Genomic DNA, 24,320 nt, shown 5'->3' with positions numbered 1-24,320 from the left:
AATGGTGTGGCACAGAAACGGGCTTTTACACGCACACATGCGACTCTCGCAAACCATTCAGGAAACATTCAGAAATATCAGTCACACTATGGATATGACACGCACAGGCACTGAGGAAGAAGCTCGCCTGCTCGTCGTTGACGACGAGCCGAATATTCGCGACCTTCTGGCATCATCACTTCGTTTTGCCGGATTCGATGTCCTGACCGCGGAAGATGGCCACTCCGCCTACCGTATCGCCATGGACGAGGCCCCTGACCTGATCGTTTTGGACGTCATGTTGCCAGACATGGACGGATTCACCGTGACCCGTCGCCTGCGCGAAGCAGGAGCGACAGTCCCCGTTCTATTCCTGACCGCACGCGACGATATGCGCGACAAGATCCAGGGTCTGACTGTCGGTGGCGACGACTACGTTACTAAGCCCTTTGGCCTTGAAGAGGTCGTTGCCCGTATCCGCGCCATCTTGCGACGCACCATCGGCTCCGACGAAGACGATGGCAAGCTCCGCGTCGGCGACCTGATCATTGACGAGGATGCGCACGAGGTCAGCCGTGCGGGCGTCGAAATCGACCTGTCCCCCACAGAGTTCAAGCTTCTTCGCTACCTGGTGATCAATGAGGGACGCGTCGTGTCGAAGATGCAGATCTTGGATCACGTGTGGGAATACGACTGGGGTGGAGAAGTTGCGATCGTCGAATCGTATATCTCCTACCTGCGTCGCAAGTTGGCAGTCGAAGGTGCGGGCGGCGAACTGATCCACACCAAGCGCGGTGTCGGATACATCCTGCGCGCCGACGACTGAGGAATACATGAGTAGCTCCTCGGGACCGCTTGGCCACCTGCGTACTTTTTGGGAACGTCGTCCCCTCTCTACTCAGCTGGTCACCCTGATTACAACCCTGTTGGCTCTGGGGCTGATCATGTCTGGAACGGTCATGGTAGGCCTCCTGCAACGCCATCTGGTGTCTCAGATTGACGAACAGTTGCGCGTCACGGCGAGCTCTTTCATTCGAGGCGAAAACACGTCGATTAAAGACGGCACCTCGGGTCTACCAACCCTGTATTACATTCACGCACGCTCCATAAGCGGCGACGATACGACCTACTACTACCCGGGAACGTTGGAAACATCGGGAACACCCGTGATCCCGGATCTGCTTGCAACTGCGCAGATTTCGGAAACCTCCGACGAGATCACTAACCCCATTACCGTGCCCTCGACTAAACTGGGCTCCAACTGGCGCGCGGTCGCTTTCCCGTTCTATGCGTCCTCCACGGCAAACACGCCCCTGGGCACCATGACGATCGCTCTTCCTCTGACAGACGTTCAACGCACCCTGCGCACCACGGGCACCTACTTCTCGATCGCCGGTGTTGTCATCGTCTTCGTCGGCGCATTCCTGGGCCACACTTTGGTTCGCCGTTCCCTGCTTCCCCTGAGAGAAATCGAATCGACCGCGGGCAAGATTGCGGCCGGCGACCTCACACAACGCGTTCCTTCCCAACCGGGAAGCACCGAAGTCGGATCTCTGTCCCTGTCGCTCAACGCGATGCTGACCCAGGTTGAGCAATCATTCCACGCTCGACAAGTGTCAGAACAGAAGATCCGTCGCTTCGTGTCTGATGCATCCCACGAACTACGCACGCCACTAGCCGCGATCTCCGGCTACTGCGAGCTCTACTCCATGGGTGGCGTTCCCGATGAACGCGTCGACGAAGTCATGGGACGCATCCAATCAGAATCAACGCGCATGGCCTCACTGGTCGAAGACCTGCTGACCCTGGCTCGCTTGGACGAGGGACGCCCCCTTGAAATCACCGATATCGACTTGGTGAAACTTGCCGGTAACGCCGTATTTGACCTGCAGGCACTGGACCCCACTCGTTCCGTTGCCCTGACGTCTCTCAGCGGACACAAACCACCCATGACACTGGTGACGCAAGCCGACCGCGATCGCATATCGCAGGTATTCACCAACCTCATTGGCAATATCGTCCGTTATACCCCCGCGGGCTCACCCGTCGAAATCGCACTCGGCAAAACAGGAGACACGGCCATCGTCGAATTCCGCGACCACGGTCCCGGCATCGCAGAAGCAGACCAATCGCGAGTCTTCGAACGCTTCTACCGCGCCGACACGTCACGTGCTCGCACACAGGGAGGCTCCGGCCTTGGTCTTGCCATCATTGCCGGCATCATCAATGCCCACCGCGGCAACGCCACACTGAGCAAAACTAAAGGAGGCGGACTGACCGCCCGCATCGAACTCCCGCTCCTCTACTCCCCCGCGGACACGAACCCGGACACACCCGCCATCAGCCCCACCGACGTAGAAAAGTAGCATCCAGACCGGTAGGCCCCACGCACCCAGCGCGCCTGTCACGCGCTTCTTTCACTTCGAGAACGCACAGGCCTCCTCAATCCACAATGAGACGTAGGCCACCGGAAATGCCTTATTCCTATCCCCTGAGTATGATTTCGGCATATCCCTAAAACAGGAGTGAGCGTATGGGTGCTGGAGCACCACAATGGCTTATCAGCTCGTTTACTGACGCCATGATTGAACTCGGCACAACCGCCTCGGTTGACCGACTAACTCAAGAAGCGCACGCACTTGTCGAAGAATGGTCCGACGAGCGCCTGGCTCTGCATAACCTGCATCATCTGATTAACGTTCTTACGCGCATCGATGAGCTCTCTGCAACCACACACGACCCAGACGTCCTCCGCGTCGCCGCATGGTACAGAGGGGCAACCCTCAACCGTTGCATCGCGGTGAAACTCAAGGGCATCGACCCGCAGGCGACCGTCAACGAGTGCGTCGCCAACACCGCCGAGCACATGGAATCGCTCGGCGTCAGCGAAGACGTGACAAACCGTATCGGTGAACTCATCGGATACCTCGCCAAGCACCGCGCACCGCGTGACGATGTGGACGCCCAGGTACTGGTGGATGCCGACCTCGCACTGCTGGCCGGAAGCCCACAGGAATACAAGAAGTACCGCGAGAAGCTACGCAACGAACTCGCCGACCTGGAAGAAACTCCCTTCCTCAAAGCACGCCGCGCACTGATTATCAAGCTCCTGTCCTACGACCCGCTCTACCAGTCACCACTGGGAAGCGCGTGGGAAGACGCCGCCCGTTTCAACCTGGAAGTCGAACTAGCAAAAATCAACTCCGCACTCTGCCAGTGCGGTGACAACAATGACGATGCCGACGACACGGATGATTCCGACGACGCCCCCGAAGAGGATCTCACCACAACCGGCACCATCATCTTAAAGCGACGCCATCTGAAGAAGAACGTTGCTACGGTCGAAACTCCGGCAGATGAACTCACGATGACCGGCACCCTGCCGAAGGTCGTCATTCCTACAGAGCCTATCGCTCCAGAAGACGATGAAACAACGTCGTCCCTTGAAAGCGCGATCGAAGCAATGGATCTGCCGGCAAACCCGGCATAAGCCAGACTTATCCACATTGTGTGCGGGTGAGACTTATCCACAATTGAGCGCTCGCCCGGTTTCTGCTTCGTCCTTTCTTTCCTAGCGTGGGCGTACGCACCATTTTTCAATGTGCGTCACCACGATTGGAAAGGGATTCTCATGGCAGTTTTCACCGTCGATTCTTCGCAAATCTCAGCGAGCGCTATGCGCGTCAGTGTCCTCAGCAACGAAATCCGTTCGCAGATTCAGACGATGCTCGCAGACCTACAGGCCTTGGAAGGCTCATGGACAGGCGCTGCGCAAGCAAATTTTCAGACATGCGTCGCTTCCTGGCAAGCCACACAAGCGCAGGTCGAAGCATCTTTGGACACGATCGGATCTCATATGCAAATTGCAGCCCAAAGCTACGAAGACGCCGAGGCCGCGAGCGCAGGCCTTTTTGTGGGCGCATAAGCCATATTTCACGCTCTCACGTAGCGTCTGATGGGGTTGTCTACTGGCGTTTGCTCCAGGTGCCAACATCAGACGCCTGAGTAATGCCGATGGTTCCACAGACACGCCTGATACCACTTGCTCGACTGGTCTGAAGAGACAGTCGGGGCCGACCCTCATCTCAGGGTCGGCCCCGGTTGTTTTCAGCTACGCGAGACGCGCGCGAGCATCAGTGGCTCAGTACATGCCACCCATGCCGGCGTCTTCGCCACCGGCCGGTGCCGGCGGTTCAGGCTTGTCGGCTACGACAGCTTCGGTGGTCAGGAACATGCCTGCAATCGAAGCAGCGTTCTGCAGAGCAGAGCGGGTGACCTTCACCGGGTCAGAGATGCCGGCTGCCATCAGGTCGCCATATTCGCCGGTTGCTGCGTTCAGGCCGTGACCCGGTTCCATTGCTGCGACACGATCTGCGACAACGCCACCTTCGAAGCCAGCGTTCTCAGCGATCTGCTTGAGCGGAGCGGAGATTGCGACACGGACGATGTTCACGCCGGTTGCTTCATCGCCAGGCAGGCCTTCGAGGGTTGCCAGTGCGCGGTCAGCGGCCTGGATCAGAGCAACACCACCACCGGCGACGAGGCCCTCTTCGGAGGCTGCGCGAGCATTACGCACTGCGTCTTCGATGCGGTGCTTACGTTCCTTGAGTTCGACCTCGGTTGCAGCGCCGGACTTGATGACGGCAACGCCACCGGAGAGCTTGGCGAGGCGTTCCTGGAGCTTCTCGCGGTCGTAGTCGGAGTCGGTGTTGTCGATCTCCTGGCGGATCTGACGGACGCGAGCGTCGATCATTTCCTTTTCGCCAGCGCCTTCGACGATGGTGGTTTCGTCCTTGGAGACTACGACCTTGCGTGCGCGACCAAGCAGTTCAAGATCCGCGTTTTCAAGGGAAAGGCCAACGGTTTCGGAGATGACCTGGCCACCGGTCAGGATTGCCATGTCCTGGAGCATTGCCTTGCGACGGTCACCGAAGCCCGGTGCCTTGACGGCGATGGACTTGAAGGTGCCACGGATCTTGTTGACGACGAGGGTTGCCAGAGCTTCGCCCTCGACATCTTCGGCGACGATCAGCAGGGGCTTGCCGGTCTGCATGACCTTCTCGAGAACGGGGACGATGTCCTTGACGTTCGAGATCTTCGAGTCCATAAGGAGTACGTAGGCGTCCTCGAGGACGGCTTCCTGGCGCTCGGTGTCAGTGACGAAGTAGGCGGACAGGAAGCCCTTGTCGAAACGCATACCTTCGGTGGTTTCGAGGGTGGTATCGAAGGAGTTGGTTTCTTCGACGGTAACGACGCCTTCTGCGCCGACCTTCTCGAATGCCTGAGCGATCAGCTGGCCGATGGCCAGATCGTTAGCGGAGATCGAAGCGGTTGCTGCGATCTGCTCGCTCGTTTCGACAGGCTTGGAGTCGTTGTGGAGCTGTTCGACGATAGCGGAGACAGCCTGGTCGATACCGCGCTTGAGAGCGATCGGGTTCGAGCCGGCTGCAACGTTACGGAGGCCTTCACGGACGAGCGCCTGAGCGAGAACGGTTGCGGTGGTCGTGCCGTCACCCGCAACGTCGTCGGTCTTTTTAGCAACTTCTTTCACCAGTTCGGCGCCAATGCGCTCGAACGGATCCTCAAGGTCGATTTCCTTTGCGACAGAGACGCCGTCCTTGGTGATGGTGGGGGCGCCCCACTTCTTGTCGAGAACAACGTTGCGACCCTTGGGGCCGAGGGTGACCTTGACAGTATCAGCGAGGAGGTTCAGGCCACGTTCCATGCCGCGACGTGCGTCCTCGTCGAAGTGAATGATCTTTGCCATTGGTGTGTATTTCCTTCCGCGGTGCGGATTGGGGATGGTGCCCGCGACGGACGGAACGCTGTTCATCTGGCCTTTCCAGATGCCGAACGCCCCTCACCTTCCCGCTGGTTTTATCACTCTGCCGTGGCGAGTGCTAACTCAAGTTTGGCACTCTCCCCTTTCGAGTGCAAGACGAGGCAAACGGGGTTCGCTGTGGGCGCAAACAGCAAAGTGGCCAGTCGATTTTCGACTGACCACTCCTGCTAGTGTCGCGTTCGCGCCTAGAGCGCGAAGCGGGACTACCTCAACAGAACGACAATATCTGAATCGCCGATGTTATTCGACTGCTGAACGTTCGTGATGCCGACAGCTTCGGCAACTGCTCGCGCGCTGGCTTCCAAGTTCGGATCCTGGTAGTAAACGGTTGAAACGTCGGTTCTCCAACCGGTTGCGTTGCCCGTCGCGGCACCGGCAAAGCCTGCTGCGGTGAGCTCTTCGGCGGTCTGAGCTGCCAAACCGTTTCGGCCGGTACCGTTCAGCACTGAAATCTTCACGTTGGTGTCAACGATGGGTTCGTTCGCCGGGGCGGGCGTTGATTCCGGTTCGGTTACCGGTTCCGACCGAGCAGATTCAGCCTGTTCAGCGGGAGCAGACTGGGTGGTTTCAGGTGTCGACTGAGCCGACTGCGCTTCGGATTGCCCTGAAGAGGCGACAGTCGTATTCGACGAGGTCGGCCTGTTCGTCAGAAGGCTACTTGCTCCCCAAGCCAGTAGAGGAACAACGATCAGAATGACCAGGAATGGCCAGACTGACTTCCACTTCGACGGCTGAGGGCGGTGCATACCGACAGGCATATCTTCGCCGGCAACATCAAATTCATCACGAGGGTTAACTGAACTCACCCTTTTAGCCTAACGTCACGCACGTTTCGATGCCGAAGAAGACGCCGGCGCGCCGAGGCCTCGCCACGTATCACAATCAGATAAACATCGCGGCTTCGATCGCACTAATCTGAGCATATGAATGACGTTGCTCCTCAACCGCTTATCAATCTCATCGATCCCGGATGGGCTGAAGCCTTGGCGCCCGTTGAAGACAAGATTCATGAGTTGGGAGTAATGCTCCGCAAAGAAATCAAAGCCGGGCACAACTATCTGCCCGCTGGTACGGATGTACTGCGAGCGTTCACCTACCCATTTAACGACGTGAAAGTACTGATCGTCGGTCAAGATCCATATCCCACGCCCGGGCACGCGATGGGGCTCAGTTTCTCCGTCACTCCGGGGACACCGATTCCGCGGTCCCTCGTCAATATTTTCACCGAACTGGAGTCGGACCTAGGCCTCCCGCGACCGACATCCGGTGACTTGACGCCGTGGGCGCGCGAGGGAGTCTGTCTGCTCAACAGAGTGCTCACGGTTCGCCCGGGTGCCCCAGGCTCACACCAGAAACGCGGGTGGGAGGAGGTCACCGAATGCGCGATCGATGCTCTTGTTGCCCGCACAGATGACGAGGGCACACCACAACCGCTGGTGGCAATCCTCTGGGGCCGACCGGCACAGACGCTGGAACCGCGACTGAACCGCTTCCCGATCATCAAGTCGGTGCACCCATCCCCTTTGTCAGCACGTCGCGGGTTTTTTGGTTCGAGGCCTTTCTCGAAGGCAAATGACCTTCTTCGGGCTCAAGGAGCAACGCCAATCAATTGGCAACTCCCCTAAAACATCGGCACGGGAAAAATTTACATAGAGTTGACATTCTTCATCTTTGCCCCTTACATCCGTCTTTCAGACTTGAGCGTGGTCATCATCGATCACGTTGAAGGAGAAAGACCTGATGAAGAAAATCATCACAACTCTCGCTGCCGGAACCCTACTGCCCCTTGCACTCGCCGCATGCGCTCCCAACCAAGGAAGTGGCGTTTCCACCGAAGGCTCAACATCCATGGAAAAGCTCATCGGGAGCCTCGGCGAATCATTCACTAACGAAACCGGCATCGCATTCACCTACAACCCGACGGGTTCTGGATCCGGAATCCAAGCGGTCAAAGACGGACGAACCGACATTGGCTTGTCATCGCGAAGCCTCAAGGACGAAGAAAAAGCCCTTGGACTGAAAGAAACGCTTCTTGCACGCGAAGCAATCGCCGTTGTTGTCAATCCCAACAACCCCATCACTGACCTGAGCGTCGAACAAATTGCCGACATCTACACCGGCAACATCACCAACTGGTCTGAGATCGGTGGAAACAATGAGGAGATCGTTCTTATCGGCCGTGAAGCCGGATCCGGAACCCGAGACGGCTTCGAATCCATCACTCAAACTGAAGATCAGAACAAATACCGTCAAGAGCTCACCTCGACGGGCGACGTCATCACCGCCGTATCGCAAAACCCTGCAGCAATCGGATACGCAGCTGAAGCTTCCGTCAACGACTCCGTCCACGCTCTGAGCGTGGACGGAGTCCAGCCCACCGAAGAAAACACCCAAAACGGAACCTACGTCATTCAGCGCCCCTTCGTTCTTGTCACGAAGGAAGGAAGCGCTCTTTCTGAGAACGCACAAAAGTTCTTTGACTTCGCCACGTCGGAAAACGCCTACGAGCTGATCCTGTCTAGCGGAGCGGTTCCGGCACACTCATGAAATACGCCCGCAACCTTGAAAAGGTCCTCCACGGCCTTTTCCTCGTATTAGGGACAATCAGTGTTCTCTCGGTCATCCTCATTACCGTCTTCCTCATTGTCTCCGGCCTACCAGCTATCCACTCGATTGGCGTCATTCCTTTCCTTTTCGGAACCCAGTGGGCCTCGACCTCAACTCCGCCCCTCTACGGGATTGCGCCGTTTATTCTCTCCAGCATTTACGGCACTGCCGGAGCCATCCTTCTGGGCGTTCCGCTGGGATTCTTCACCGCGGTATTTCTTGCAAAGATCGCTCCCTTACGACTGCGACGAAGCGTAGAAACAATCGTCAACCTGCTTGCCGGAGTGCCATCCGTTGTCTTCGGCTTGGTCGGCATGATCGTGCTCGTCCCCTTCATCCGTGCGACATTCAGCGTGCCGGACGGCGCGACACTCCTCGCAGCGATCATCGTGCTGGCAGTCATGATCCTGCCCTCGATCATCAAAATGTCGATCACCGCGCTCGACGCAGTGCCTCGTGAACTGGAAGAGGCCTCACTGGCCCTAGGCGCCACCCCTCTGGAAACTATCTTCCGCGTATCCGTTCCGACAGCAAAAAGCGGAATCGCAACATCGATCGTTCTTGGTATCGGACGAGCCATCGGGGAAGCCATGGCCGTCATGATGGTCGCCGGAAATGCGCCAAATATGCCGAATTCACTGTTCCAATCCGTACGGTTCCTGACAACGGCAGTCGCTTCTGAAATGTCATATTCCGCCGGACTCCAACGCCAAGCTCTGTTTTCGATCGCGCTGGTTCTATTCCTGTTCATTCTGGCAATCAACCTCTCGTTGAACGTCATGGTGAAAAAAGAAAAGAAGTAAACGCATGCGGAACACACGACCACGCCTGTCCCGGCGCATCTACGCCATCGCTGTTTCAACGGCGATGTACCTGAGTACCGCACTCACCGTCACCTTGGCCATCAGCCTGATGATCTACGTCCTTGCGCAAGGAATCCCCCACATCACATGGGAAATGCTCTCAACCGCGCCCAGTTACATTGGCAAGCGAGTCGGCATTCTTCCCGACATTTTGAACACCCTGTATATCGTTCTTGCGACCCTCGCTTTTGTCATCCCGCTGGGAGTCGGAGCCGCGATCTATTTGAACGAGTACGCAACGAACAAGCGGATCGTTCAGACCATCGAATACGCCACAGAAACTCTCGCCGGAATCCCGTCGATCATCTTTGGTCTTGTCGGAATGCTCCTGTTCTCAAACACGATCGGAACCTCCCTCCTGGCAGGCGCTCTCACCCTGGTCATTATGAATCTTCCGACCGTCATCCGGAGCACTCAAGAATCCCTGAAATCCGTGCCACAAAGCTATCGCGAAGGCGCATTCGGATTGGGAGCAGGAAAGTGGCGGACAATCCGCACGGTCGTTCTTCCTCAGGCCATCGACGGCGTCATCACCGGTTGCATCCTATCTGTCGGAAGAATTCTGGGCGAGTCCGCGGCTCTGCTCTTCACGGCGGGTTTCGCTCACACAGTGCACGGGTTCTTCGACTCCCTCCATTCTCCCGGCGCGACTCTTTCCGTCAGTCTCTACGTCTACGCCAAAGAAAACGGCGATTTCACAGTCGCTTTCGCACTTGGAGCGCTATTACTGATCCTCCCCCTGATTATCAACGGTATCGCGACGCAAACAGGTCGCTATTTCGAAAGGAAACGAGCTGTATGAATCCGATTATGAGTGCAAGCGACCTCTGCCTCTGGTACGGCGAACATCAAGCCTTGAAAAACGTTAGCCTCGACATCCCCGAAAACACTGTCACCGCACTCATCGGCCCATCCGGTTGCGGAAAATCAACATTCCTTAAGACCCTCAATCGGATGAACGACCTTGTTCCCACCGTGCGTATCAACGGAGAGGTCCGCTACGACGGCAACGACATCTTTGACAGGGACGTTGACGTCAACGATCTACGACGTGAAATCGGGATGGTCTTCCAGAAACCGAATCCGTTTCCAATGAGCATCTACGACAACGTCGCTTACGGTCCGCGAACACACGGCATCCGTAAGAAGAAGGACCTTGATCTAATCGTCGAACAAGCACTCACCAGAGCCGCAATCTGGGAAGAGGTAAAGGACCGTCTTCACAAAAACGCTCTGGGATTGTCGGGAGGCCAACAGCAACGCCTCTGCATTGCTCGAGCGCTCGCTGTGGAGCCTCGTATCGTCCTCATGGACGAACCCACCAGCGCACTGGATCCGATCTCAACGGCACGCGTCGAAGACCTCGTCGGCGAGCTGAAAGAGGACTACACGATCGTCATCGTCACGCACAACCTTCAGCAAGCCGCACGTATCTCCGACTACACCGCATTCTTCCTCCTGGGTGAGCTCATCGAAGTTGGCAGAACGCACGAGGTCTTTGATCGCCCTCAACATGAACGCACAGAATCCTACATCACCGGCCGCTTCGGATAAGGAATCCCAATGAGAATCAAATTTGAACGCCACCTGAACACACTGACCAGCGAACTCATCACCATGGGGTCACTATGTGAAGAAGCAATATTGGGAGCTGAAAAGGCTCTCGCGTTGGGCAATATCGAGTCGATCCAGTACGTCCAAGAACTCTCCGAAGAAATCCGGCAAACAGAGCGCACAATCGAACGCAGGTGTCTTGCCCTTGTTCTGCACGAACAACCTGTTGCGAAAGACCTGCATCTTGTCTCGGCCGCGTTAAAGATGATCACCGACATGAAACGAATTGGCGATCAAGCACAAGAGATCACCGAAATCGTCGCCTTCTTTAACGGACGGCACCTGCCTGACATTGATACGACCAGCATGATGGCTGAAGCAACACGTTCCATGCTCTCCAACGCGATCCAGGCGTTCGTTGCCCGCGATGTCGATAAAGCGCTGGGTGTTGTGGCCGATGACGACATCGTAGATTCCTATTTCAATCAGATGAAATCAAATATCATTCACATGATTGCGAACGGTTCGACCGACGGAGAGCTTGCGCTCGATTTATTGATCATTGCAAAGTATTTTGAACGTATCGGCGATCACGCCACGAACATTGCGGAGTGGATTGTTTTCTCCGTCACGGGACAACACGAGGATGAAATCTAATTGATTTGGTGTGTCGAAGACGATGCCAGCACTCGAGATATCGAAGTGCATACTCTGCGCGCTACCGGCTTCGAAGCTCGCAGTTTCGACGATGGCACGTCGTTTTGGGAAGCCCTGCAGAAAGAACGTCCCCAGCTGGTCGTTCTTGACGTCATGCTTCCTGGCATCGATGGCATTGAGTTACTCCGTCGTATGCGCGCATCATCCACGCTCAAAGATTTACCCGTCATCATGGCAACCGCAAAGGGCCAAGAGTTCGACAAGATTAAGACTCTTGACATGGGAGCCGACGATTATCTGGTGAAGCCGTTCTCCGTGCTCGAACTCGTTTCACGAGTGAAAGCTGTTTTACGTCGCACAGAACCAGACCGTCTTGCGGATGTCTTCACCCACGGTGATCTCGTCGTGAACTTCGATGAGTATACAGTCTTTATCGGCGACGAACGCATCTTCCTAACTGCGAAAGAATTCGCTCTATTGCGACTGCTTCTTTCACGCCCGGGAACGGCATTCACACGCGAGCAAATCTTCTGGGACGTGTGGGAAACCGACTATATCGGTGATAGCAGAACCCTGGATATGCACATTCGCACACTCAGAGGAAAACTTGGACCGTACGCATCAAAGATCGAAACTTTGAGGAACGTAGGGTATCGGTGGGTAAGCAAAGACTGACAACTCGTGTTTTCCGTTCGATTTTGGGAGCGTCTGCGACGGTTCTCCTGGTATCTTTCTGCGTCATTTCAGCCACCCTGTGGCACTACTTCACGTCGATTCAAGACCACCAGTTACGCGACGAATTAGAGTGCGCGGTCCATGGCGTCCAGGTATCTGGAGAAAACTACCTGCAAGACTTTAAGCCGGGAGTCTACCGATTGACGTGGGTCGATGCCGACGGCAGTGTCATCTACGACAGCGAGGCGGCTCCGGCTACGCTGAAGAACCATTTTGACCGTGAAGAGATCGCTGAGGCACGCGCGAATGGGCATGGTTCAAGCTCTCGTTATTCGTCGACGCTGACTGAGCAAACCCTCTACGAAGCCGAACGCCTTCCCGACGGCACCATTCTTCGCATTTCAATAAGCAGGGCAACCGTCGTGTCCCTTGCTATTGGAGCGATCGTCCCGGTACTGGCAGTAATCCTGAGTGCCATGCTCATCTCAGCTTTTGTTGCTCATCGAATATCCCGGCGAATTATTGAGCCACTCAACAGCATCGATCTGGATCAGCCACTGTTGAACGATACCTACGTTGAGCTGACTCCGACGCTAGAGCGTATCGACGCTCAGCACAATGAGTTGAAGACTCAACTTGCGACCGTTCGCAGGCGGAGCGATGAGTTCACGTTGATCACAAGCAATATTCGCGAGGGCCTCATCCTTCTGGACGAAAACTATCGCGTACTATCCATCAATCCAGCAGCTCAGCGATTGTTTAACACGGATACCACCTGCGTCGGTACCAACTTGCGGACCATTCATCACGGGCATGCGTTGTGGGATGGCATCGAACGCGGAAAAAAGATTGGTTTCTCTTCACTCCGTTTGCCTATAGGTGATCGAGAATTCCAGTTTGATTGCAGCAGGATCGATTCTGATGGTCAGCCCGTTGGGGTGGTGATTCTGGCGTTCGATGTGACGGTTCAAGCAACACACGAAAAAATTCGCCGTGAATTTACCGCGAATGTGTCGCACGAATTGAAAACGCCTTTGCAGGGCATTATTGGCTCAGCTGAACTGATCGAGAGCGGTTTTGTTGACGGGGAGGATTTGCCTCGTTTTGTTGGGCATATTCGCCATGAGTCATCGCGTCTTGTTGATCTTATTGATGACGTCATCCAGCTTTCTCACCTAGATGAAGGAGTCGATGCTCCAAAGGAGCCGGTGTCACTTCTAGCTGTGTGTCGCGAAGTCGTTGATACGCTTCAGCCTTCAGCGCAGGCGAAGAATATTCGCTTTGCACTTGAAGGAAACGACGGCATGATCCTCGCAATTCGTCGATTGATCTACGAAATCGTATTCAATCTTGCCGATAACGCCCTGAAGTACTCACACCCGTCATCGACGGTCACCATCGGTGTTACTACGACCGATCAAACGGTTGAGCTCAATGTTCGCGACGAGGGAATCGGCATTGCCCCCGAAGAGCAGGAGCGTATTTTTGAGCGATTCTACCGCGTCGATAAGAGCCATTCGAAAGAGTCTGGTGGAACCGGGTTGGGCCTGTCGATTGTTAAGCACGCGGTCAACTACCACAATGCTCAGATCGCGTTGGACAGCGACCTCGGTCAGGGAACAACCGTCGCGGTCACGTTCGAGCGAGCACAACTCCCCTAGCCATTCCCACCGGCGTACCTTCGAGGCCGGTTCAACGCGACCTGAATCTGAGCAGAATCTGGGCAAACAAAAATCCCCGAAGCACGTGCTTCGGGGATTATTTACTGCTTACTCAGCGAGTCTCGCGGTGCGCAGTGGACTTGCGGCAACGCGGGCAGTACTTCGCGAGTTCCAGACGATCCGGCGTGTTACGACGGTTCTTCTTGGTGATGTAGTTGCGCTCCTTGCACTCCGAGCAGGCCAGAGTGATCTTGGGGCGAACATCCTGAGACTTGCTTGCCACGGTGTGTCCTCTTTTGCTTCAGTAGTTTGTCGGCGCGCGACCTGATATCTGGTAGCGGGGGCGGGGCTCGAACCCGCGACCTCACGATTATGAGTCGTGCGCTCTGACCAGCTGAGCTACCCCGCCGCAATGGCGCGACCCTCGTCGCTACCTGAGCCCCGAAAGGGAATCGAACCCTTGACCTTCTCCTTACCATGGAGACGCTCTGCCGACTGAGCTATCGGGGCAACGCGAAAGAGCCTATCTCAGTTCCAATTGCTTTAGCAATCTGTCAGTCTGAGAATGACCTCACACGATGGATCTTGGATACATCCAAGATGGTGGCGGGGGAGGGATTCGAACCCCCGTAGCTTACGCGGCTGATTTACAGTCAGCTCCCTTTGGCCGCTCGGGTACCCCGCCGTGCACCAATTTTTTCGGTGCCGTGGAAGAATAACAGATAAATTATCCTCAACGCCAATCGGCGGACCGCTGGTCGGACTCACCTGCCCACGAACCGCGCATTTACAAGGAAGGGAAAGCCCATGGCAGATTCCTCGTTCGATATTGTTTCCAAGTTGGATCGTCAGGAAGTTGATAACGCAGTGAACCAAGCTGCGAAGGAAATTTCGACGCGTTACGACTTCCGTAACGTTAATGCAGCGATCAAGTTGAGCGGTGACGCGATTGAAATGGAAGCGAATTCCGCCGATCGAGTCCTTGCAATCCTTGATGTTCTGCAGACAAAGCTGATTCGTCGCGGCATTTCTTTGAAGAGCCTGGACTATAAGGATCGCGAGCCGAAGCCGTCGGGCAAGATCTACAAGTTGGTCACTCCCCTGCGTGAAGGTATTGCTCAGGATGCTGCGAAGAAGATCGCGAAGCTCATCCGTGATGAGGGCCCGAAGGGTGTGAAAGCCCAGATTCAGGGTGACGAACTTCGCGTTTCTTCGAAGTCTCGTGATGACCTTCAAGCTGTGATTGCACTGTTGAAGGGCCCGGCCGGCGAGAACATTGATGTCGCGTTACAGTTCGTGAACTACCGCTGATTTTTCGATTCACGAGGCCGGGCGGGGTGGAAGCGAATGCTCCCACCCCGCCCGCCTTATACAGTCCATGTGACGACTTTCACCCAAGTGTGATGCACGTTGGGCGAGCAGATGCGACCTCGTTCCGCCCGTTGCGCAAACAGGAAGAGGGTCAGTAGCCGGCCATTTTTTCGAGGCGCGCGCAACGCTCATCCATTGACGGGTGCGTTGAGAACAGATTGCGCACCTTGCCGAAGGGATTGGCGATCATCATGGCAGCAACGGATTGGTTGGCCGGAGTTTGTTCCATTGGACGGTGTGCCGTGACCTGCTCCAGCTTGCGCAATGCGGAGGCTAAGGCCAGAGGATCTCCAGTCAGTTTCGATCCGTCCTCGTCCGCGTCGAACTCGCGGGTGCGCGACAGGGAGAACTGAATGAGGGTCGCAGCAAACGGCGCCAGAAGGGCGATGAGGATCGAACCGATAATGCCCACTCCCCCGCCTTCGCCATCACGCCTGCTCCCACCACCGAAGAACATGAGGAATTGCGCGACTGATCCGATCAGACCAGCAATACCCGCCGCAACGGACGAGGTCAGGATGTCACGATTGTAGACGTGCATCAGTTCATGCCCCAGGACGCCACGTAGCTCGCGCTCGCCCAATATTTCAAGGATGCCTTCGGTACAACACACGGCTGCATGGTTCGGGTCGCGCCCCGTTGCGAACGCATTCGGAGTCATAGTCGGAGCGACCCAAATGGAAGGCACCGGCTGATTTGCACGCGCAGCCAGCTCTTCAACAATTCGATACAGGTCAGGCCGTTCTTCCCGCGTCACCTGATAAGCGTTCATTGATCGCAGTGCAATTGTTGCCGAGTTCCAGTAGGACACTGCGGTCTGAACCAATCCAATACCCGCAAAGATCCAAATCCAGATTGATCGACCGGTTGAACCGGCAATCAAACCACCAATCACCAGTAGAAGCGCCCACATGCCTCCCAGCAGGAACGCCGTCTTCAAGCCGTTGTGATATCTACGCTGCGTCATAGAAACAGAATATGAGAACTGTCTGGGTAAGCCCTGAAAACAATCGGAACACTATCTGAAATCTGCCTCTTATCGCCAACGAGCGCCCTCGCGGGGATCAGCATTGCCCTTGAAACAAGGGGCGGGCAGGCCTGAGAAAAGCACTGCCCGCCCACACAAGGAAAACGTTACTTGCTTCGTCCCGGACCGGTGTAGTCATCGAAACGCTCGGGAGCTGAAGGAACACCCATCTCTCCCATCTGACCAATCAGGTCAGTGGGCTTCGAATCGGAACCTCGTGAAATGTCTGTCATCGCGCGACGGGAAACAACCTTCACGCGCTCACGCACGCCACGACCTTCGGGAAGCTCGCCGTATTCGGAGCCGAGTGCACGCTCGTATTCATCAAGCAGTTCCCAGCCTTCCCAGGTCGTGAATTCGACGCCACGCTCGTTCAGCAGGTTCACCATCGCTTCGTGGCCCACCGCGGACGAGGACGCGTGCAGACGTCCAGCATTCGCATCCTCCACCAAGTGGGAGATCGTCTGCTGAGCATCAGACTTCGTCGAACCAATCAGACCAACCGGACCACGCTTAATCCAACCGGTGGCGTACATGCCCGTCAGAGCCTCGTCCTCGCTCGCCTCCGGCGTCGGAACAACTCGGCCCTCAACGTTCGGGACAACGCCGCGAGCAGTATCGAACGGCAGGCCAGGAATCGGCGACGAGTAGTAGCCGACAGCGCGATAAACCGCCTGCACCGGCCACGTCGTGATGACACCCGTGCCACGCACGTTTCCATCGCCAGTCAGCTCCGTACGCTCGGTACGAATCGCCTTCACATGCCCCTTGTCATCGGCAACAATCTCGGCCGGCGACTGGAACAGGTGAATGTGGATGCGACGGCTTGCCGTGTGTTCATCCTCGTCAGCCATCGCGTAGTTCGTCAGAGTCTTGACAACCTGGCGCTGCTGGTTGGATTCGCGCAGAGCCTGTTCACTGCCCTCATCGAAGTCGAAGTCTTCTTCAGAAACGATGATGTCAACGTCGGGCACCTTGCCCAGTTCGCGCAGTTCCAACGGGGTGAACTTCACCTGTGCGGGACCTCGACGACCGAAAACGTGCACGTCGGTGACGGGATTGTTCTTCAGCCCCTCTGCGACGTTTTCAGGAACCTCGGTGACCATCATGTCTTCGGCGTGCTTCGCCAGAACCCGCGCAACGTCCAACGCAACATTGCCAACACCCACGACCGCGATTTCCTTCGCCTCAAGCGGCCAGGTGCGCGGGTAATCCGGGTTGCCGTCGTACCAGGACACGAAATCGGCTGCACCGTAGGACTCCGGCAGATCAACGCCGGGAATATTCAGCGGAGCATCACGGTCGGCACCCGTCGCGATAATGACCGCATCGTAGTGTTCGCGCAGATCATCGATCGTGACGTCGCGACCGATTTCAACGTTGCCCAGCAGTCGAATGTCACCGCGCTGCAGGATCTTGTACAAGGCAACAATGATCTGCTTAATACGCGGGTGGTCGGGGGCAACACCGTAGCGGACCAGACCGTAGGGAGCGGGCAGACGCTCGAAGAGGTCGATGTTCACGTCCAACCCAGACTTCGACAAAATATCGGAGGCATAAATACCCGCAGGACCAGCACCAATGACAGCAACGTTGAGCGCAGTCAACCCGTTCTCCCTTCGAAGCCCCACGCGTTTTGATTTACGCAAACAGGACAACTTGAAAATCTATCTGTGTTGATCCTAGTGTCGATCGCGCAAATCTCGCCATTTCGTAACCGGCTTCACCCATTTGGTGGAGAGTTTCACCTTCTCTGATGCTCCGGTTGGGTTCGCGCACGAGGCTCGAACGAACTCTTGGCAGGGAGCGTGGCCTCGTCCCGGCTCCCAGCCAATATCTCACCCACTGTCCTTCTGACGTGCGAAACACGCTCGGGCGAAAGAGAAGAGACTCCCCGTAAAGCACTGTGTGCCCCACAGTCACAGCTACGGGGCACACAGATGAAAACAACTGTCGAAGTCAGACCAAACGATCCACCATCAGGTGAGCAAACGCGATGAGTGCCTGCTTCGGTTCACCATCGGGCAGAGAGTCGAGCACCTCGATCGCACTATCTGACCACTGACGAGCCAGCGCACGCGTTTCCTCCAAGCAATCATGGACACGAATCTTCGCTACCAGGGCACCGAGAGCTTCATCCGACGACAGATCAGCGTCACGTTCAGCCAGAATCTGCTTCCCCGCTTCATCGATCGTGCCCTCAGCAACACGACGACGCAGGAGCAGAATCGGCAGGGTGTCTACACCCTCACGCAGATCAGTACCCGGTGTCTTACCAGACTGATCGGACGCAAGGTCAAGGACGTCGTCAGCGATCTGGAATGCCACACCAATGCGTTCGCCGAACTCAGAGACGATCGCAGCAATGTCATCAGAAGCACCCGACAGACACGCACCAAAGTACGCGGCCGTTGCGACCAGCGAGCCGGTCTTATCCGACAGAACCTTCAAGTAGAAGTCGACGCGGTCGTCTTCTTCAGTCGGACCGAAGGTTTCATTCAGCTGACCGATGCAGAGACGTTCGAAGGTCTTCGCATGGTAGCGAACCATCTCAGGACCAAGCGTCGTGATCAGCATCGACGCCCGCGCAAAAAGCACGTCACCAGCGAGGATCGCACGATTATTGCCCCACACGTGCTGAGCCGACGGAACGCCACGCCTGGTCGGCGCTGAGTCCATAACGTCATCATGGTAGAGCGACGCGAGATGTGTCATTTCAACGGCAGTCGCACCGCGAATGACCTCGTCACTGAGCGCACGTTCCGGGTCACCCAGCTGCGCGCACACCAGCGCGAGGAGGGGGCGAAGTCGCTTCCCACCTGCAAGAGCAAGGTGGCTGGTCAGGTCATCAACGAGGTCACGCGACCCCGTCACTGATTCGTACAGGCGACGCTCGACGACCTCGAGCCCCGGAAGAATTCGGGACTCGAGGTCGGGAACATGGAGATCTGGCGTAGAAACGGTCACGGCAAAAGTATGACGATGTTTGACAGAATCGACAAAACGGGACCGGGGAAGACGCCTAGCACAATCGTCGCAAGTGCCAAGATCAGGACCGCGATGAAGGTCATGCCTTCAGAACGGACAACCACTGAATTCTCAGTCGGCTCGGTGAAGAACATCAGGCGAACCAGGCGGAAGTAGTAGAAGGCCGTCACTGCGGAACACGCCAAAGCAAGCGCCACGAGCCAGCCGAAGCCACCGGCGAACCCATCGGAGAACACGACGAACTTGCCAACGAAACCAGCCGTCAACGGAATGCCAGCAAACGAGAGTAGGAAGACAAGCATGGATGCCGCCATCAGCGGGTTCTTCTTGCCAAGGCCTGCCCAGCGATCCAGAGCCGTTGCCTCGCCACCGGGTTCACCTTCAGCAGTCGCAGAGCGAACCAGAGTGATGACACCGAATGCGCCAACCGTTGCCAGCCCGTATGCCAGCACGTAGTAGAGGACGTGGCCAGCGGAGCCCTGAGCCAGCGAGAAAACACCGATCAGGATGAAGCCTGCGTGCGCGATCGACGAGAAGGCAAGCATACGCTTCACATCGGTCTGAACGATACCGGTGAAGGTGCCAACCAGCATGGTCAGAACGGCAACTGTAATCAGAACCGGAACCAGGTCCCACTGAAGCAGTGCTGCGATCGTCTGGTAGAAGCGCACCATCGCACCGAAGGCCGCCATCTTCACGGCTGCCGCCATGAAGCCGGTAACCGGGGTCGGAGCACCGGTGTACACGTCGGGCGTCCAGGCATGGAACGGAGCAGCACCCACCTTGAACAGCAAGCCGACCATGATCATGAAGACGCCAACAACTGCCAGCCAATCAAGACCGCTCGCGGTCGGGACGACTGCTGCAGCATCGGAGATTTTCAGGGAGCCGGTGAAACCGTAGAGGAGCGCCGAACCCATCAGCAGGAAGCCGGATGCGAATGCACCCAGGATGAAGTACTTCATGCCTGCTTCCTGGCTGAGCTGACGGCGACGACGCGCGGTGGCGGCCAGAATGTAGAGCGGAAGCGACATGACTTCAAGAGCCACGAACAGCATGATGTAGGAATCAGCTGCCGGGAACAACATCATGCCACCCAAGCTGAACAGGGTCAGCGGGAACATTTCCGAACGCTGGTAGTTCTGAGTATCGGAACGCTCTTCATCCTGCGAACCGGGGCGGTCCGAAGGCTGACCGGCGAAAGCGCCGTCACCAACAACAGTGCGATCGGCCATCACCAGGATCGCAAAGAACGCGACGATGGTCAGGACGAACTGGGCACCGATCGTCAGCGGGTCCTCGATGTACTCACCAATGGAAGTGGGCTTGTCAAGAACCGGGAACCACCGCGTAGCGAGCACCGCGGCTGCGGCCAGAGTCGTCAGCAGAGCGACGGCAATGACCAGCGTGCGACGGGTCTTGCGGGGAGCAAATGCTTCGATGAGCACGCCCAAGACCGCGCCGCCGAAGACGACGATGATCGGAATGAGCGTCACCCACGCAATCTGCGGAGCGCTAAAGTTTGCTGCTTGCAAGAGATTCAATTCGAGCTCCCTTCAAGAACTGCCGTTGCGGCAGTATCGGCAGTGCCAAGAGCAAGATCTTCACCGATCGGGGTCAGTGCACCGACAAGTGGCGCAGACCAGATACCGAGAACAACCATTGCAATGAGCAGCGGGGCCATCACTGACTTTTCACGAGTGTTCAAGTCAGGCAGTGCATCCTTGCCGGCGACGGGGCCACCGGTGAAGACACGCTGGTAAGGCATCAAGACGTACACGGCAGCGATGATCACGCCGAGTAGCGCGAAGACCGCCAGCACGATATTCACCTGCCACGTACCCATGAGGACAAGGTATTCAGGAACGAAGCCTGACAGACCGGGCAGTGCGATCGATGCAAGACCGGAAACCAGCCAGAGGCCGGCAAGAACCGGGGTCACGCGCTGCATACCCGAGTATGCGTTCATGTCCTGGGTACCACCGCGACGCGACAGCCAACCGGAGAGGATAAACATCGCTGCGATCGAAACGCCGTGAGCAACCATGTAGAACATAGCGCCAACCATGGCGACCGACGAGCCGATAAAGATACCCAAAACCATGAAGCCGAAGTGCGACACGGACGTGTAGGACACGAGGCGCATGATGTCGTCCTGGCCGTTAGCAGCAAGACCGCCCCAGATGATCGACAGGACTGCCAGTGCGCAGAGGACCCAGCGCGCTTCGAAGGAAGCTTCCGGGAAGAGGCGCAGGCAGAGGGTGATCATGCCGAAGGTGCCGATCTTGTCCAGCACGCCAACGAGCAGAACCGACGTGCCCGGACGGGCAACAGCGGCAGTGTCGGGGAGCCAGGTGTGAACCGGAACCATCGGAGCCTTGATTGCGAAGGCGACCATGAAGGACACGAACGCGCCCATCTGCACTGTGCTCGACAGGAGCGGCGCAACCTGGGACAGGGTGTCGAGGCGGAAGAAGGTGTCGGAGTGCTCTGGAGCGAATGCCCAAAGAGCGATCAGACCACCGAGCATAACCAGACCGCCGGCGAGCGAGTAGAGCAGGAACTTCATCGCTGCCGCATGACGCTCGGCAACCGGGCCGACACCGTAACGACCAATCATCAGGAACAGCGGGATCAGCATCGCTTCGAAGGCAATGTAGAAGACCACCAGGTCACACGCTGCGAAGATGACGACCATGAACGCTTCGAGGAAGAGGACGAGGGCCGCGTACGAGCCCGCATCCGCTTCGCTTTCATCTTCGTTCCAACCGGCGATCAAAACGATCGGAACCAGGATGACAGCAAGAAGGATCATAACCAGGGCCAAGGCGTTGACGCCGAGGGCCCATGAAACGCCCATCTGGGGAATCCACGAGACGGATTCGATGAGCTGATACATAGAAGCCGAACCCCAGTCGAAGCTCATGGCAGCGCCAATAGCAGCACCGAGTTCGAGGAGGGAGACGACCAGAGCAAAGCCCTTGCCTGCGCCCTTACGCAACGCGGGGGTTACTCCAAGCAGGAGCGCACCCAGCGCGGGAAGAGCGACCAGGAGGGTAAGCCATGGGAACGAGGATTCAACCATTGTGTTTTCCATTGTCTAACTCCCTCACAGCCTGAAGCCGAGGACGATCGCGAGGGCAACGACAACGCCCCCGAGGATGTATGACGCGTAGGCGCGGACGAAGCCGTTCTGCGTGATCGCAATCAGGCGACCAACACCAGCCGAACCCTTGGCAACCAGACCAACCGCGCCGTCGATTGCCTTACGGTCACCACCGGTTGCAAGCTTTGCAAGGCCCGCAGCGGGAGCGACGAACAGGGTGGCATTCACGTCATCCTGGTAGAGGTCACGACGTGCAGCCTCGGTCAGAGCATTACCGGCAGGAACGCCAGTCGGAACCTCGCCGGCACCGTACATGCGCCATGCGAGGAAGGCACCGGCAATCACAAGGACGAGGGTCAGGATCTGAATGGCCATCACCGGCATGACCGGTTCGCCATGGTGAACGCCACCGATTGCGGGAGACAACCAGTTGGTGAAGAAGTCACCAATCGACATGAGGCCACCGATGAAGATCGCGCCAATGGCAAGGATGATCATCGGGACGGTCATGAGAGCGTTGGACTCGTGCGGGTGAACCGGCGAGCCTTCCGCTTCAGTCGTCCACCGTGGCCTGCCGTGGAAGGTCATGAAGAACAGACGCGACATGTAGAACGCGGTGATACCGGCACCGATCAGAGCAACCAGGCCGTAGACCCAGCCGATCCACGGTGCTTCGATCGAACCGAAGGTGTGCGCCGCGAAGGCTGCTTCAATGATCTTGTCCTTCGACCAGAAGCCGGAGAACGGCGGAACACCGAGGATTGCCAGCCAGCCCATCATGAACGTGACCCACGTAATCTTCATGACGGTACGCAGGGCACCGAAGCGACGCATATTCACTTGGTCAGCCATGCCATGCATGACTGAGCCGGCTCCAAGGAACATAAGTGCCTTGAAGAAGCCGTGGGTGAACAGGTGGAAGATTGCGAATGCCCAGCCGATCGGACCGAGGCCCGCACCCAGCATCATGTAGCCGATCTGCGACATGGTCGAGGCCGCGAGGACCTTCTTCATGTCATCCTTTGCGGAACCGACGATCGCTCCGAAGAGCAACGTGATTGCACCGATAAGGGCGACTGCAGTTGCTGCCGCGGGAGCTGCAACGTAGACGGCACCGGAACGAACAACCAAGTAGACGCCAGCGGTGACCATGGTTGCCGCGTGAATAAGAGCGGAAACCGGGGTCGGGCCTGCCATTGCGTCACCAAGCCATGCCTGCAACGGGAACTGCGCGGACTTACCACAGGCAGCAACCAGGAGGAAGATGCCGATGGCGGTTGCTTGAGCAACCGGGATCGTAGCGACACCCTCGGTCACATCCTCGAAGCGGACGGACGAGAAGTTTGCGACCATGACCATCATTGCGGCGAGCATACCCATGTCACCGACACGGTTCATGACGAACGCCTTCTTTGCAGCGCGAGCATTCGCCGGAACGTGGTTCCAGAAGCCGATCAGCAGGTACGAGGCCAAGCCCACGCCTTCCCAGCCGACGAAGAGGACGGCGTAGGAGTCAGCCAGAACCAGGGTCAGCATTGCTGCGATGAACAGGTTCAGGTAGGCGAAGAAACGGCGACGATCCTTGTCATGTTCCATGTAGGCGATTGCGTACACGTGAATGAGGGAACCAACGAAGGTCACCAGCATCACGAAGGTCAGCGACAGCGGATCAACCAGCAGGCCGAAGTTCACGCTGAAATCCCCCGCGGGGATCCAGGTGAACAGGGTGTGTGCCATGCGGTGTGCTCCCCCATCAGCTCCCAGGACCTGGGCAACGATGACGGCACCGACGATAAAGGATACCCACGAGGCGCAGGTGGCCAGCAGGTGACCCCAGCGGTCAGAAGAACGACCCAGCAACAGCAGGATCATTGCACTTGCCAGCGGAATTGCAATCATCAGCCATGCCAGTGATGCTGCGCCTGTGGCAGGAACGATTACCTCAGCAAGGCCGTCGTTCATCGCGTGAAGAGCGAAGGATGTTGTCATT

22 protein-coding genes and 3 tRNA genes are annotated in these 24,320 nt (G+C 57.0%); 13 read left to right on the top strand and 12 right to left on the bottom strand.

Going from position 1 to position 24,320, the window contains the following annotated elements; translation table 11 throughout:
• The first annotated feature begins 94 nt into the window (after positions 1-94).
• The 4 genes from AC5RE1_RS04825 to AC5RE1_RS04810 all read left to right on the top strand — a co-directional run bounded on the left by AC5RE1_RS04825 (position 95) and on the right by AC5RE1_RS04810 (position 3,904).
• Complete coding sequence (locus tag AC5RE1_RS04825; protein WP_040318511.1) at positions 95-805, top strand: response regulator transcription factor; 711 nt, start codon at positions 95-97, stop codon at positions 803-805.
• A 7-nt stretch (positions 806-812) separates the two neighbouring features.
• On the top strand, positions 813-2,345 hold the full coding sequence (locus AC5RE1_RS04820; protein WP_285067999.1) for a sensor histidine kinase: 1,533 nt from the start codon (positions 813-815) through the stop codon (positions 2,343-2,345).
• A 167-nt stretch (positions 2,346-2,512) separates the two neighbouring features.
• Positions 2,513-3,469 carry an HD domain-containing protein gene (locus AC5RE1_RS04815; RefSeq protein ID WP_219585637.1) on the top strand — a complete coding sequence of 319 codons (957 nt, stop codon included), beginning with the start codon at positions 2,513-2,515 and terminating at the stop codon, positions 3,467-3,469.
• Positions 3,470-3,610: 141 nt separating this feature from the next.
• On the top strand, positions 3,611-3,904 hold the full coding sequence (locus AC5RE1_RS04810; RefSeq protein WP_006680827.1) for a WXG100 family type VII secretion target: 294 nt from the start codon (positions 3,611-3,613) through the stop codon (positions 3,902-3,904).
• 216 nt (positions 3,905-4,120) lie between these two features.
• Here the strand turns inward: AC5RE1_RS04810 and groL are convergent, their stop codons facing one another.
• Both groL and AC5RE1_RS04800 read right to left on the bottom strand, forming a co-directional pair.
• Complete coding sequence (groL, locus tag AC5RE1_RS04805; protein ID WP_040318364.1) at positions 4,121-5,746, bottom strand: chaperonin GroEL; 1,626 nt, start codon at positions 5,744-5,746, stop codon at positions 4,121-4,123.
• Between the two features lie 278 nt (positions 5,747-6,024).
• On the bottom strand, positions 6,025-6,627 hold the full coding sequence (locus AC5RE1_RS04800) for a LytR C-terminal domain-containing protein (protein WP_006680825.1): 603 nt from the start codon (positions 6,625-6,627) through the stop codon (positions 6,025-6,027).
• A gap of 117 nt (positions 6,628-6,744) precedes the next feature.
• Between AC5RE1_RS04800 and AC5RE1_RS04795 the strand changes: the two genes are divergently transcribed.
• From AC5RE1_RS04795 to AC5RE1_RS04760, 8 genes are all read left to right on the top strand, one after another.
• Positions 6,745-7,446 carry a uracil-DNA glycosylase gene (locus AC5RE1_RS04795; protein WP_006680824.1) on the top strand — a complete coding sequence of 234 codons (702 nt, stop codon included), beginning with the start codon at positions 6,745-6,747 and terminating at the stop codon, positions 7,444-7,446.
• Between the two features lie 115 nt (positions 7,447-7,561).
• On the top strand, positions 7,562-8,368 hold the full coding sequence (locus AC5RE1_RS04790; protein WP_006680823.1) for a phosphate ABC transporter substrate-binding protein: 807 nt from the start codon (positions 7,562-7,564) through the stop codon (positions 8,366-8,368).
• Positions 8,365-9,231 (top strand): phosphate ABC transporter permease subunit PstC, encoded by an 867-nt coding sequence (gene pstC / locus AC5RE1_RS04785; RefSeq protein ID WP_006680822.1) that lies wholly within the window; start codon positions 8,365-8,367, stop codon positions 9,229-9,231. Before AC5RE1_RS04790 ends, pstC begins: the two co-directional genes overlap by 4 nt.
• Before the next feature lie 4 nt (positions 9,232-9,235).
• Positions 9,236-10,093, top strand: coding sequence for a phosphate ABC transporter permease PstA (gene pstA / locus AC5RE1_RS04780; RefSeq protein WP_006680821.1), 858 nt, complete (start codon positions 9,236-9,238; stop codon positions 10,091-10,093).
• Positions 10,090-10,845, top strand: a complete 756-nt coding sequence (pstB, locus tag AC5RE1_RS04775; RefSeq protein ID WP_006680820.1) for a phosphate ABC transporter ATP-binding protein PstB — start codon at positions 10,090-10,092, stop codon at positions 10,843-10,845. The genes pstA and pstB overlap by 4 nt, the downstream gene beginning before the upstream one ends.
• A gap of 9 nt (positions 10,846-10,854) precedes the next feature.
• Complete coding sequence (phoU, locus tag AC5RE1_RS04770) at positions 10,855-11,502, top strand: phosphate signaling complex protein PhoU (RefSeq protein ID WP_006680819.1); 648 nt, start codon at positions 10,855-10,857, stop codon at positions 11,500-11,502.
• Complete coding sequence (locus AC5RE1_RS04765; RefSeq protein ID WP_006680818.1) at positions 11,503-12,177, top strand: response regulator transcription factor; 675 nt, start codon at positions 11,503-11,505, stop codon at positions 12,175-12,177.
• On the top strand, positions 12,159-13,838 hold the full coding sequence (locus AC5RE1_RS04760) for a sensor histidine kinase (RefSeq protein WP_006680817.1): 1,680 nt from the start codon (positions 12,159-12,161) through the stop codon (positions 13,836-13,838). Before AC5RE1_RS04765 ends, AC5RE1_RS04760 begins: the two co-directional genes overlap by 19 nt.
• A 112-nt stretch (positions 13,839-13,950) precedes the next feature.
• Here AC5RE1_RS04760 and rpmG read toward each other — a convergent pair whose 3' ends face one another.
• From rpmG to AC5RE1_RS04740, 4 genes are all read right to left on the bottom strand, one after another.
• Positions 13,951-14,121: a 50S ribosomal protein L33 gene (gene rpmG / locus AC5RE1_RS04755; protein ID WP_006680816.1), complete on the bottom strand. Its 171-nt coding sequence runs from the start codon at positions 14,119-14,121 to the stop codon at positions 13,951-13,953.
• Between the two features lie 49 nt (positions 14,122-14,170).
• A tRNA-Met gene (locus AC5RE1_RS04750) sits at positions 14,171-14,247 on the bottom strand.
• Positions 14,248-14,275: 28 nt separating this feature from the next.
• Positions 14,276-14,348 (bottom strand) — tRNA-Thr (locus AC5RE1_RS04745).
• A gap of 91 nt (positions 14,349-14,439) precedes the next feature.
• Positions 14,440-14,523: transfer RNA gene (locus AC5RE1_RS04740), tRNA-Tyr, on the bottom strand.
• 122 nt (positions 14,524-14,645) lie between these two features.
• Between AC5RE1_RS04740 and AC5RE1_RS04735 the strand changes: the two genes are divergently transcribed.
• Positions 14,646-15,149 carry a YajQ family cyclic di-GMP-binding protein gene (locus tag AC5RE1_RS04735; RefSeq protein ID WP_006680815.1) on the top strand — a complete coding sequence of 168 codons (504 nt, stop codon included), beginning with the start codon at positions 14,646-14,648 and terminating at the stop codon, positions 15,147-15,149.
• 151 nt (positions 15,150-15,300) lie between these two features.
• On the opposite strand, the gene htpX is transcribed toward AC5RE1_RS04735, so the two are convergent.
• The 6 genes from htpX to nuoL form a co-directional block, all read right to left on the bottom strand.
• Positions 15,301-16,176: a zinc metalloprotease HtpX gene (htpX, locus tag AC5RE1_RS04730; RefSeq protein WP_006680814.1), complete on the bottom strand. Its 876-nt coding sequence runs from the start codon at positions 16,174-16,176 to the stop codon at positions 15,301-15,303.
• Between the two features lie 167 nt (positions 16,177-16,343).
• Positions 16,344-17,843 carry an FAD-dependent oxidoreductase gene (locus AC5RE1_RS04725; RefSeq protein ID WP_219585634.1) on the bottom strand — a complete coding sequence of 500 codons (1,500 nt, stop codon included), beginning with the start codon at positions 17,841-17,843 and terminating at the stop codon, positions 16,344-16,346.
• Positions 17,844-18,195: 352 nt separating this feature from the next.
• Entirely contained in the window at positions 18,196-19,203 is a 1,008-nt protein-coding gene (locus AC5RE1_RS04720; RefSeq protein WP_006680812.1) for a polyprenyl synthetase family protein, read from the bottom strand.
• A complete protein-coding gene (gene nuoN, locus AC5RE1_RS04715; protein WP_103632684.1) occupies positions 19,200-20,768 on the bottom strand; it encodes an NADH-quinone oxidoreductase subunit NuoN in 1,569 nt (522 codons plus the stop codon). The genes AC5RE1_RS04720 and nuoN overlap by 4 nt, the downstream gene beginning before the upstream one ends.
• Positions 20,765-22,309, bottom strand: coding sequence for a complex I subunit 4 family protein (locus AC5RE1_RS04710; RefSeq protein ID WP_103632702.1), 1,545 nt, complete (start codon positions 22,307-22,309; stop codon positions 20,765-20,767). The genes nuoN and AC5RE1_RS04710 overlap by 4 nt, the downstream gene beginning before the upstream one ends.
• Before the next feature lie 24 nt (positions 22,310-22,333).
• A complete protein-coding gene (nuoL, locus tag AC5RE1_RS04705; RefSeq protein ID WP_181002146.1) occupies positions 22,334-24,319 on the bottom strand; it encodes an NADH-quinone oxidoreductase subunit L in 1,986 nt (661 codons plus the stop codon).
• Between the last annotated feature and the right edge of the window lies 1 nt (position 24,320).

The sequence above is a fragment of the Actinotignum sp. usb-actsch-rep-73 genome (genome assembly GCF_059082735.1).
The sequence above is the reverse complement of the archived record's forward strand: the minus strand, read 5'-3'. Positions and strand labels throughout refer to the sequence as shown.